This window comes from Mycobacterium sp. 1164985.4 (assembly GCF_001668575.1).
In the GTDB taxonomy this organism is placed as follows: domain Bacteria; phylum Actinomycetota; class Actinomycetes; order Mycobacteriales; family Mycobacteriaceae; genus Mycobacterium.
The window spans coordinates 12,066-23,220 of the sequence record NZ_LZMD01000074.1; the positions used below are offsets into that span (position 1 = coordinate 12,066).

Here is an 11,155-nt window from a genome sequence, read left to right on the forward strand (position 1 = left end):
CGCCTACCGGCGGCCACGGTTGCCGTCTGCCCATTGCGTTGCCGCCGACCGAACGGTGAACCCGCACGTCAGAAATTTGCGTGAGTGTCAGTACAGGGCGGGAAGTCGCCGTATGCTGCCCTCCATGACGGCGCCTCCCAGCACCGGCCGCCGTGTGACCGCCCAAGACTGGATCCAGGCCGGTTTCGACGTGCTCGCCGACGGCGGCCCCGGCGCGCTGCGGATCGGTCGCCTGTGTGACCGTCTCGACGTCACCAAGGGCAGCTTCTATTGGCACTTCACCGACATGCCCGCCTACCGCGACGCGCTGGCGCGGGCTTGGGGCAATCTGCACGACGAGCGCCGGCGGCGTTTCGAGGACATGCGCGACGCGGACCCCCGCGCTCGGCTGGCGGTGATGATCCAGACGCTGATGTGCCCGGACCACTGGGCGCTGGAGCGGGCCATGCGGGTGTGGTCGTTGACCGACGCGACGGTGCTCGCCAGCGTCCAGCAGAGCGACGCTCGCGTCCTGGGCGCGGTGCGGGAGGCGTTCGTCGACTACGGATTCGAGCCGGGTGAGGCCGATCTGCGTTCGGCCCTTTTGTTCGCCACCGGCTTGGGTCTGTTGCACGAGGTCGGTTCGGCGCCTCGAGAACCCGCGTCGATGAGCGAGCGGGTGCTCGACCTCATGCTTCGCGGATAGGCCGCGATGGTTTGAGCCCGGTCTTGGCGTCCAGGTACTGCAGCAGGTGGTGGGCGGCGAGTTCGATGTCCTTGTGCCGCCATTCGGCTGCCCGGTACACGCAGGCGATGAGCCCCGAGCGGTGCAGCCGCCGAAAGTCGCCGTAGACAAACGCGTACCGCGCCTTCGTCTCGTCGCGGGCGCCGTCGGTCAGACCGAGGTGCCAGCCCGCGTAGTCGTCCCACGAGTGCGTCTCGAGATAGGCGTTCTGCGCCTCGGCTCGCGGCTGCACCTCACCCCAGTCACTGTCGAGCACGTATTGGCGCGCATCGATGAGCTCGCGGGCCCTGGCCATCGCGGCGTCGTTGAGCGAGTACTTGGCCACGGTCCGGTTCAGCCGACGAGGCGCGCTATCGACTTCAAGGGAATCGGCAGCCAGCTCGGCCGGAACCGTGCCTCGTACGCCGCTTCGTACACCGCCTTGTCCAATTCGTAGGCCGCGAGCAGCTGCCGGGAGTCGCGCGGGTCGGTGCCGGACACCTCGGCGTAGCCCTCGCAGAACGAAGCGGCGTTGCGGTCCACCCACTCGCGGGCGCGCGCGCCGAGCTGGCGGTCGTGGTCCTCGTCGAAGGATTGTTCCATCAGCCGTTGGTACGCGGCGTATTCGAAGGACCGCAATATCCCGGCCACGTCGCGAAGCGTGGAATCCGGCCGGCGACGCTCCTGGAGCGGTTGGCCGGGCTCGCCCTCGAAGTCGATCAGCAGCCAGCCCTCGGGGGTGCGCAGCACCTGACCGAGATGCAGATCGCCGTGGATGCGCTGGACCGTCACGGTGTCTTCCGACAGCTTGCGGTAGCGCTCCTCGATCAGGGGGGCGTACTGCTCCAGGTCGGGCACCGAATTGGTCGCCGACACCAGTCGCTCGAGCGCGGTGTCGGTGGGGAACAAGGTGGTCTCGGTGCCGAGTTCTTCGGCCAGCGTCGCGTGCACGGACGCGACCGCCTCACCGAGCCGGTACGACTCGCCCGCGAAGTCACCGCCGACCTCGTCGGCGTACAGGTCGCCCTCGGCGAACAGATCGCGGGTGCTCGCGGTCGCCATGTCCCAGCCCTCGGCCGACGTCGCGGCGAACTCGGTGACCATGCCCAGCGCGCACGGCTCGCCATCCTCGCTGCCGCCCCAGTTCGTCTCGAACGACCCGAGGAGCCGCGCGACATGCGGGTTGTCGGCACGGGCCAGCACGCGGTTCAACTCGATGTCGGGGTTCGTGCCCGGCGTGATCCGGCGGAACAGCTTGAGGATCGCCTTCTCCTCGAACACCACGCTGGTGTTGCTCTGCTCGGCTCCTGATACCCGCGGCGCGGCATCGAGCGGCAACTGGACGTCGGGTTCCTTGACGAAGCGCACCGCGTCGGCCCCGGCGCCGACCGTCGCCGACGAGTCGATCAGCGACAGCAGATACTGGGCGGCGACCGGATCGTAGAGCGCGTCGTAGGCGGTGCGGTCACCGTCGGCGCCGATCGTTGCGACCTCCGCATACTCCTCTATCGGACCGGTGTTCCACCGGACCAACACCTGATAGCGCTCACTCGAGCCGTCGGTGTAGGACACGTCGAGCAACACAAGGTCCAGATCATCGCGCAGACCGGTGCAGGCCGCCTGCTGTACCGAGGCCAGCTCACGGCTGCGGCCGGCGTACCACCGCTGCTGAGGTAGCCACTCGTCGAACGGAAGGTTCATGACTGCTCTCCAGGCTCCGGGCTGGGCGGCTTCAGCGAGAACCAGTAGAAGCCATGGCCGGGCAGGGTCAGTAGATAGGGCAGCTGGCCGATACGGGGGAATTCCACGTATCCGGTCATCTCGATCGGCGTGTATCCGTTGTAGGCCTGCAGGTTCATCTCGATCGGCTGAGGGAAACGCGACAGGTTGTTGACACAAAGCACGGTGTCCTTCCCGCCATCCCGCCCACCGTCCTTCGTCCCGTTCTCCCTCTCGACCTCGCGAACGTAGGTCAGCACCGACGGGTTGGAGCCGCCGAGCTCGTGGAAGCTGCCGATGGCGAACGCCTCGTGGCGGCTGCGGACCGTGAGCATCGTGCGGGTCCAGTTCAGCAGCGAGGTCGAGATGTCGCGCTGCGCCTCGACGTTGACCGCTTGGTAGCCGTAGATCGCATCCTGGTTCGGCGGCAGATACACGCGTCCGGGCGTCGCGGTCGAGAAACCGGCGTTGCGGTCGGGCGTCCACTGCATCGGGGTTCGCACGGCGTCGCGGTCGCCGAGCCAGATGATGTCGCCCATCCCGATTTCGTCGCCGTAGTACAGCACCGGCGAACCGGGCAGCGACAACAGCAGCGCGGTGAACAACTCCATTTGGTTGCGGTCGTTGTCCAAAAGCGGCGCCAGCCGTCGGCGGATTCCGACGTTCGCCTTCATCCGCGGATCCTTGGCGTACTCGGAGTACATGTAGTCACGCTCTTCGTCGGTGACCATCTCCAGCGTGAGCTCGTCGTGGTTTCGCAGGAAGATGCCCCACTGCGCCATCTCTGGGATGTCGGGCGTCTGCGCCAGGATCTCCGAGATCGGGAACCGCGACTCGCGACGGACCGCCATGAAGATGCGGGGCATCAGCGGAAAGTGGAACGCCATGTGGCATTCATCGCCACCGGTGTCCGGGTCGCCGAAGTACTCGACCACGTCGGCGGGCCACTGGTTGGCCTCGGCCAGCAGCACCCGTCCCGGGTATTCGTCGTCGATCACCTTGCGGCAGTGCTTGAGGAAGGCGTGCGTCTCGGGCAGGTTCTCGCAGTTGGTGCCCTCGCGCTCGAACAGGTACGGCACCGCATCCAACCGGAAGCCGTCGATGCCGAGGTCGAGCCAGAACCGCAGGACGTCGAGCATCGCCTCCTGAACGGCGGGGTTGTCGTAGTTCAGGTCGGGCTGGTGGCTGAAGAAGCGGTGCCAGTAGAACTGTCGTCGCACCGGGTCGAAGGTCCAGTTCGACTCCTCGGTGTCGACGAAGATGATCCGGGCGTCGGAGTACTTGTCGCTGGTGTCGCTCCACACGTAGAAGTCGCCGTACGGCCCGTCGGGATCGCGGCGCGACTCCTGAAACCACGCGTGTTGATCGGACGTGTGGTTCATGACGAGGTCGGTGATGACGCGGATACCGCGACGGTGCGCGGCGTCCAGGAGTTCGACGAAATCGTCGACTGTGCCGAACTCGGGCAGCACCTTGTAGAAGTCGCGGATGTCGTAGCCGCCGTCGCGAAGCGGCGAATCGTAGAACGGCGGCAGCCAAAGGCAGTCCACGCCAAGCCACTTCACGTAGTCCAATTGCTCGGTCAGGCCGCGCAGATCGCCGATGCCGTCGGAGTTGGAGTCGTAGAACGCGCGCACCAACACTTCGTAGAAGACGGCGCGTTTGAACCACGTTCGGTCCTCGGGCAACACCCGGGCGTGGCCGAAGTCTCCGGCGTTGGGGTGCTCGACGACGCCGTCCTCGACGTGACTGCCCTCCGCCGGATCGTGGTCGGCGGATACGTCGGATGCTGAGACACCGCTGTGCTGTTCCATACGGTTTTCAACCTACCCACGTGACGGAGAAACGAATCGGCGGAAATCTCTGGGTATCGTTCGGGCGTGGCCACTCGTGATCACGGCGACCCGGGCGACTCGCCGTCGATTCCTCCGCCGCTGACGGAGGTCGTCAACTCCGTCCGCCCGTCGGCGGCCGAGGAAGCGCGGACCATCGCTGCGTCCACTAATACCGCAACTTTGGCGACGCTGACGGCCGACGGCGACCCGTGGGCCTCGTTCGTGACGTACGGCCTGCTCGGCGGTGACCCGGTGCTGTGCGTGTCGAATCTCGCCGAACACGGCCGCAACCTGTTGACCGACCCGCGGGCGAGCCTCGCCATCGTCGCGCCGACGTCGGAGTCGGATCCGCTGGCCAGCGGGCGGGTCACGCTGGCCGGGGTGGTGGGGCGTCCCTCCGGCGACGAACTCGCCGCAGCGCGCGAGGCACACCTGTCGGCCGTCGCGGCCGCGAAGTACTACATCGACTACAGCGACTTCACGCTGTGGGTGCTGCGGGTGCGACGGGTGCGCTGGGTCGGCGGCTACGGGCGGATGGATTCGACGACGGGTGAAGCGTATTCGGCGGCCAGCCCCGATCCCGTACAACCGCTGGCGGCCGGGGCGATCGCGCACCTGAACGCCGACCACTCCGACGCGCTCGTCGCGATGGCCAAGGTGCTGGGTGGCTACCCGGACACCACCACGGCGACCTGCACCGGCGCCGACCGGTACGGCCTCGACCTGCGGCTGACCACCGAGCGCGGGCTGGCCTACACCCGGATCGGGTATCGCGAGCCGCTCGACTCCATCGACGAATTGCGTTCGGCCGCCGTCGAGCTGACGCGCCTGGCACGTCGCGGCTGAAATACGATCACCCCATGACTGCTGCGGCTCCCTCCGGGCGACCGGCCACCTGGCAAGCGGCGTTCGACCTGATCGCCACCCGCGGACACGAGCGCCGCGACCAGCCGTTCCGCCTGGCCAGCGGCCAGCTCAGCCACGACTACATCGACGGCAAGTACGCCATCGACACCGGTGAGAGGTTGACGGTCGTCAGCCGCGCGGTCGCGGAGCTGGCGGAGAGCCGGGGCATCGAGTTCGACGCCGTCGGCGGACTCACGATGGGCGCCGATCCGCTGGCGCACGGCGTCGCGATGGTGACCGGCAAGGCCTGGTTCTCCGTCCGCAAGGAGCAGAAGAAGCGCGGCCGCGAGCAGTGGATCGAGGGCACGCGCATCGAACCGGGCATGCGGGTGCTGCTGGTCGATGACGTGATCAGCACCGGCGGCTCGACCGAGATCGCGTTCGACCGGGTGACAGAGGCGGGCGCCGTCGTCACCGGCGTGATTCCGATGGTGGACCGCGGCGACATCGCGGCCAAGCGTTTCGCCGCTCGCAACGTGCCGTTCGCCGCGCTAGTCACCTATCGCGACCTCGGCATCGAACCGGTCAAGGACGTCTAGTTGTGATGCCGCGCAGTCAAGTCGGCACGATGAGCACTCCGTCGGAGTCCACGGCGACGGTTACGCGGTCGCCCGGTGCAAAGTCGCGCGCCGCCGAGCTGGCCATCTGAGCGCTGATCACCGTGCCGTCGGCCATCGCGGTGTACACGCGAGAGATCGCGCCGAGGAAGGCCACCGAGCTGACGGTCGACGTGCCGGCAGGATCGACCGTCACCGTCACCGACTCCGGGCGCACCATCGCCATACCGCTGCCGGACGCGACCGATCCCGCCAGCGTCGGCACCGATGCGCCGAGCAGTTCGGCCCGCCCGTACGAAACCGTCGCGGGCACTTTGTTGTTCAGCCCGACGAACTCGGCGACGAAGGGTGTCGCCGGGTTGGCGTAGAGCTCGGCGGGCGCAGCGACCTGTTCGAGTCTGCCCTGGCTCATCACGCCGACGCGGTCGGCGACGGCGAGCGCCTCCTCCTGGTCGTGGGTGACGAACAACGTCGTCGTGCCGACGTCCAACTGCACGCGGCGGATCTCGTCGCGGAGCTGCGACCGGACCTTGGCGTCCAAGGCCGACAGCGGTTCGTCGAGCAGCAGCACCCGAGGCTGAATCGCCAGTGCGCGGGCAAGCGCAACGCGTTGCTGCTGGCCGCCGGACAGCTCGCTGGCGAACTTGTCCTTGTGTTCGGACAACCCGACCAGATCCAGCATGTCGGCGGCCCGGGACAGCCGGTCCCGTTTGCCAGTCCCCCGCATCTTCAGCCCGAACGCGACGTTGTCGAGCACCGTGAGGTGAGGAAACAGGCTGTAGGCCTGAAACACCATGCCCATATCGCGTTTGTTCGCGGGCACGCCGCTGACGTCCCGGCCGCCGACGGACACGGTTCCGGACGTGGCCTTGTCGAGCCCGGCGAGGATGCGCAGCGCCGTGGTCTTACCGCAGCCCGACGGGCCCAGCAGCGCAACGAGTTCGCCGGGTTCGATCCGCAAAGTCAGCCCGTCGAGTGCCTTCACCGTTCCGTAGACCCGCGTCAGATCGTTGAGTTCGACGGCTACTCCGGCGGTCATGCGGTCACTTCCTGAACTCGGCGGCGTCCCCGGGTGAGCAGCGAAAGTGCCATCAGCAGAACGAAACCCAGCAGCAGCACAGCCAACGACGCAGCCACCGAGGTGGGTCCGTCGGCCTTGCCGATCGTCACGATCTGCACCTGTAGCGTCTGGTAGCCGCTCAGCGAGGCGATCGTGTACTCCCCGAGCACGACGGCGATCGAGATGAACGAGGCCGACAGGATGCCGGGCCAGATGTTGGGCACCACGGCCCGAAGGATGGTCGTCGTCCATCCGGCGCCCAGCGATCGTGCGGCCTCGGTGAGCGTCTGCAGGTCGATCGACGACAGCGCCGCGTCCAGCGCGCGGTAGGCGAACGGGAACACCAACACGATGTAGACGAACGTCAACGTCAGCGCCGATTCACCGAGGAAGTACGTCACCCAGAGGTACACGTTGCGCAGTCCGACGACGATGACCAGCGCCGGAATGGTCAACGGCAGCAGGCACAAGAACTCGACGACGCCTTTGGCCCACGACGCCCGCAGGCGCACCCAGATCATCGTGGGCAACAAAATGGCCAGCATCGCGAGCACAGTGAACATCGCGAGCAACAGCGAGACCACGATGGCCTGATACAGCACGTCGTCGGCCACCAGGTTCGTCCACGCCCGCAGCGTCCGCCCACCCGCGACCAGGTTGCGCGTCGAGAAATCCGCCATCGCGTAGAGCGGGAAAAGGAAGAACACGCCGAACAGCAACCACAGCGCAGCCCGAATCACTCTGGTGCTGAACGTCATCGGAGCCACCTCGCGGTGCGCCGCACCAACCTGTTGTAAGCCACCATGACCACCGCGACCACCACGATCATCTCCAGCGCCAGTGCATACGCGAACCCGGTCTGCCCCAGCACCACCTCGCTGGTGAGCGCCGCCCTGATCAACAGCGGCACGATCGGGCTGCCCTGGCTGACCAACGCGGCGGCTGTCGCATACGCAGCGAATGCGTTGGCGAACAACAACAACGCCGATCCCAGGAAAGCAGGCGTCAACAACGGCACGACGACCTCACCGAAATACTGCAGCCGGGAGGCGCCCAAACTCAACGCCGCCTCACGCCACTGCTCGCGCAGGCCCTCGAGCGCCGGCACGAACACGATCACCATCAGCGGGATCTGGAAGTACGTGTAGACGAGGATCAGGCCGGGCAACCCGTACAGCCATCCGGATGCGGCCAGGTTCCAGTCGAAGAGCTGCTGGACCCATACCGTCAGCACGCCGTTCAGCCCGATCGTCGCCAGGAACGCGAAAGCCAGTGCCACACCGCCGAACTGCGCGAGCACACTGCACAGCGCCAGCACGGCGCGCCGCACCATCGAAGTCGGCGCGCTGGACACGATCAGCCAGGACAACACCGCCCCCAACGTCGCGCCGATCAGCGCGGTGCTGGCCGACAGCACGACGCTCTTACCCAACGCCGACAGTGCCGCGCCGGAGAACAATGCGTGGATGCGATCCAGCGAGAACACACCGTCGGCGAAGAACGCGTTGACGATCACCGTCACGGTCGGAATCAGCAGGAACACCACCACCACTGCCAGGAACGGCAGCAGCGGCACGGTGTCTTGTGCGGTGTCCCGCAGCCTCTTCAGACTCGCTCCTCCCGTGTGCGGTCAGCCGATCGCGGCGGCCCAGTGCTCGGACAGGTACTTGGTGGCCGCCTCGGTCTGCTGCGGTGACGGCACCGTCACCGGGCCGTCGATGACGGGCAACGACGCCGCCGCGGTCTTGTCCAGTGTGCCGTCGACGGCCATGTTGTCGGCGCGGACGGGGCGAACGCCACCGAGCGCGAACAGGTTCTGCCCCTCGTCGCTGTAGAGGAATTCCTGCCACAACCGCGCGGCGGCGGGATGCGGCGCGTCCTTGTTGATCGCCTGATAGTAGAAACCGGCGACGGCGTAGTTCGGCGGCACCAGAACCTGCCACGATGGCAGCTTCTTGGTCTCGGCCGCGTTGGTGTAGTTCCAGTCGATGACGACCGGGGTCTGACCGGAGCCAATGGTGGCCGGCGTCGGGTCGACGGGAAGGAAGTTGCCCGCGTCGGCCAACTTTCGGAAGAACTCGACGCCCGGCGCGATGTCGTCGGCCGAACCGCCTTGGGAGAGCGCGACCATCAGCACGCCCGAGAACGCGGCCCCCGCCTGGGTCGGGTCGCCGTTCAGTGCGACCTTGCCCCGGTACTCCGGCTTGAGCAGGTCCTCGATGCGCGTCACCGCCGGCACTTTGGCGGAGTCGTAGCCGATCGACATGTAACCGCCGTAGTCGTTGACCCAGGTTCCGTCCGCATCCTTGAACGCGGCTGGGATGTCATCGAAATTGACCACCTTGTAAGGCGCGAACATCGCGGTGTTGGCCAGCGCGACCGACTGGCCGAGATCGAATACGTCGGGCGCGGTGCTCCTGCCCTTCTGCTGATTGGCCGCGTTGATCTCGTCCTGGCTCGACGCGTCGGGCTGTACCGAGTTGACCTTGATGCCGTATTTGTCGGAGAACGCCTTGATGATCGCGCCGTAGTTCGCCCAATCCGGCGGCAGCGCAATCACATTGAGCGTGCCTTCCTTCTTGGCCACCTCCACCAACCCGTCGATGCCGCCGAAATCCTCGGCCGAAGTGGCTTCGGACGCCTTGACACCCGACCGCGTCTGCTCGCCGTCACCGTTCTTTTCGGGTGGTGCGCACGCAACCGAACCGGCCAGCAGCAGAACGGATGCGGCGAACGCGGCCGCCAGCGAGGTGATCTTCATTGCGAACCTTCCGATGGTCGGGAGACAGCAGCGGTCACCGCAGTGCAATGACTCCATGCGAGGCGCTCGAAACCCTATCGCGGTGAATGCGATGCCGTGCAACTTCCATCGGAGTTTGCCGGGCCCCCCGTCTGGTGCGGCGTTAGCATTCTCGTGTGGCGCAACGCGAAGCCTCGGGGGACTTCGACTATCTGATCGACGACACGGTCGATGTCGCGGATGCCGCCGATTCGGGGGCGCAGACGCAGGCCGACTCCTTCGACCCCGAGAAAGCGCCGGGCCGAGATATGAGGTTCGACGCGTTCGACGAGGACACCTGGTATTTCGAGCCGGCTCCGCCGCCCTGGTACCAGACCAGACTCAATCTCTGCATCCTGATCGCCGCCGCGATCGCGGCCGTCGCACTCGTCGTCTCCGTCGTGCTGCTCGTGGTCCGACAGCCCGAACCGGCCGTCGACCGCAACGACAAGCCGGTGCGCCCCTCCGTCCAAACGACGGCCCCGGCGCGCACACCGTCACCGCGCAACGAGCCACCGTCACCGCGCAACGAGCCACCGCCTCCACCGCCGCCGCGCGAGGAGGCGCCGCCGCCTCCGGCTGCCCCGCCGCCGGCAACCTATCGACCGCGCACGCCGGCGCCGAGAACCGGCCGCGAACCGGAGATCGGCGTGACACGCACGCCCGTCACGCGGTCGCCGATGAGCGTCGCGCCTCAGCGGCCGGGTCAGCGGTGATGATGCCCAACGTCTTGGCGGTTGTCGTGACGGACCACAAAGCCGTAGGGGGCGAAGAACGGGTACTGCAGCCGGGCGGCATCCGCTGAGGCCTGTCCCGGTTGGGTGGTGATCTCCACGTTCCCCGGGGTCTGGCAGGCCACGGCGCCGCCGGTGTACGAACAGCCCGTCGGCGCGGCATCGGCCAGCGGCGCGAATCCGATCGCCGCTGCAGCGGCCGCGATCGCCAGGGGTGCGATCAACCGTGTTTTCATGGTCGTCCTCTTTCGCTCGTGCGGGGCGGGCCCCCCTAGGACGACGTCTCGCGAATACTGAACAATGAATTCAACTCGGGCGCCCTGCGGTCGATTCCCCGCTCGTACCTGTGAATGATGCGCACCACCGCGGCGAGACGATGACCGTCCCGGCCGAGCCGGAATAGGCTACGAGAATGGCCGCATTCGAGCCCGAGGCCATCTTCTCCGCGGCGCCCGTCGCGATGCTCGCCACCGTGGGATCCGACGGTGCGCCGCACGTCGTGCCGGTCGTGTTCGCGGTGCACGCCGGCGTGGCCTACACCGCCGTCGACGCCAAGCGGAAATCGACGCGCAGGCTGCGGCGATTGACCAACATCGAGGGCAACCCGCAGGTGAGCATGCTCGTCGACCATTACGAGGACGACTGGGCGCGATTGTGGTGGGTGCGCGCCGACGGCCGAGCCCAAATTCATTACAGCGGCGAAGAATTGGCGACCGGCTACATGTTGCTACGCGGTAAGTACCCGCAGTACCAGCGGATCGCCCTCGACGGTCCGGTGGTCGCCGTGACCATTACGAACTGGTCCTCGTGGCAGGCCTGAGCCCGAATTCGGCGAATCCCTTGTGTTCGCTGTCGGTTAGGG

General features: G+C 67.0%; 13 protein-coding genes. 5 read left to right on the plus strand and 8 right to left on the minus strand.

Going from position 1 to position 11,155, the window contains the following annotated elements; genetic code table 11:
* Positions 1–124 precede the first annotated feature (124 nt).
* Complete coding sequence (locus tag A5650_RS14940; protein WP_067293197.1) at positions 125–685, plus strand: TetR/AcrR family transcriptional regulator; 561 nt, start codon at positions 125–127, stop codon at positions 683–685.
* Here A5650_RS14940 and A5650_RS14945 read toward each other — a convergent pair.
* From A5650_RS14945 to treS, 3 genes are read right to left on the minus strand one after another with little or no spacing between them, the layout of a single operon-like run.
* Positions 669–1,049 (minus strand): hypothetical protein, encoded by a 381-nt coding sequence (locus A5650_RS14945; RefSeq protein ID WP_067292784.1) that lies wholly within the window; start codon positions 1,047–1,049, stop codon positions 669–671. The two genes, A5650_RS14940 and A5650_RS14945, sit on opposite strands and share 17 nt — an antisense overlap.
* 8 nt (positions 1,050–1,057) lie before the next feature.
* Positions 1,058–2,404, minus strand: a complete 1,347-nt coding sequence (locus A5650_RS14950) for a maltokinase N-terminal cap-like domain-containing protein (RefSeq protein WP_067292788.1) — start codon at positions 2,402–2,404, stop codon at positions 1,058–1,060.
* Positions 2,401–4,236 carry a maltose alpha-D-glucosyltransferase gene (treS, locus tag A5650_RS14955; protein WP_067292792.1) on the minus strand — a complete coding sequence of 612 codons (1,836 nt, stop codon included), beginning with the start codon at positions 4,234–4,236 and terminating at the stop codon, positions 2,401–2,403. The genes A5650_RS14950 and treS overlap by 4 nt, the downstream gene beginning before the upstream one ends.
* Before the next feature lie 66 nt (positions 4,237–4,302).
* On the opposite strand from treS, the gene A5650_RS14960 reads away from it, so the two are divergent.
* Entirely contained in the window at positions 4,303–5,103 is an 801-nt protein-coding gene (locus tag A5650_RS14960; protein ID WP_067292795.1) for a HugZ family pyridoxamine 5'-phosphate oxidase, read from the plus strand.
* A gap of 14 nt (positions 5,104–5,117) precedes the next feature.
* Positions 5,118–5,702 carry an orotate phosphoribosyltransferase gene (pyrE, locus tag A5650_RS14965; RefSeq protein WP_067292799.1) on the plus strand — a complete coding sequence of 195 codons (585 nt, stop codon included), beginning with the start codon at positions 5,118–5,120 and terminating at the stop codon, positions 5,700–5,702.
* A 16-nt stretch (positions 5,703–5,718) separates the two neighbouring features.
* On the opposite strand, the gene A5650_RS14970 is transcribed toward pyrE, so the two are convergent.
* From A5650_RS14970 to A5650_RS14985, 4 genes are read right to left on the minus strand one after another with little or no spacing between them, the layout of a single operon-like run.
* Positions 5,719–6,759, minus strand: a complete 1,041-nt coding sequence (locus tag A5650_RS14970) for an ABC transporter ATP-binding protein (protein ID WP_067292803.1) — start codon at positions 6,757–6,759, stop codon at positions 5,719–5,721.
* Complete coding sequence (locus A5650_RS14975; protein WP_067292806.1) at positions 6,756–7,538, minus strand: ABC transporter permease; 783 nt, start codon at positions 7,536–7,538, stop codon at positions 6,756–6,758. The genes A5650_RS14970 and A5650_RS14975 overlap by 4 nt, the downstream gene beginning before the upstream one ends.
* Positions 7,535–8,356, minus strand: a complete 822-nt coding sequence (locus A5650_RS14980; RefSeq protein ID WP_231992626.1) for an ABC transporter permease — start codon at positions 8,354–8,356, stop codon at positions 7,535–7,537. The genes A5650_RS14975 and A5650_RS14980 overlap by 4 nt, the downstream gene beginning before the upstream one ends.
* 54 nt (positions 8,357–8,410) lie before the next feature.
* Positions 8,411–9,541, minus strand: a complete 1,131-nt coding sequence (locus tag A5650_RS14985; RefSeq protein WP_067292812.1) for an ABC transporter substrate-binding protein — start codon at positions 9,539–9,541, stop codon at positions 8,411–8,413.
* A 155-nt stretch (positions 9,542–9,696) separates the two neighbouring features.
* On the opposite strand from A5650_RS14985, the gene A5650_RS14990 reads away from it, so the two are divergent.
* Positions 9,697–10,275 carry a hypothetical protein gene (locus A5650_RS14990; RefSeq protein ID WP_067292815.1) on the plus strand — a complete coding sequence of 193 codons (579 nt, stop codon included), beginning with the start codon at positions 9,697–9,699 and terminating at the stop codon, positions 10,273–10,275.
* Here A5650_RS14990 and A5650_RS14995 read toward each other — a convergent pair.
* A complete protein-coding gene (locus A5650_RS14995) occupies positions 10,266–10,529 on the minus strand; it encodes a hypothetical protein (RefSeq protein ID WP_067292818.1) in 264 nt (87 codons plus the stop codon). The genes A5650_RS14990 and A5650_RS14995 overlap by 10 nt on opposite strands.
* Before the next feature lie 176 nt (positions 10,530–10,705).
* On the opposite strand from A5650_RS14995, the gene A5650_RS15000 reads away from it, so the two are divergent.
* Positions 10,706–11,113, plus strand: coding sequence for a TIGR03668 family PPOX class F420-dependent oxidoreductase (locus A5650_RS15000; RefSeq protein WP_067292822.1), 408 nt, complete (start codon positions 10,706–10,708; stop codon positions 11,111–11,113).
* The last annotated feature ends 42 nt before the right edge of the window (positions 11,114–11,155 follow it).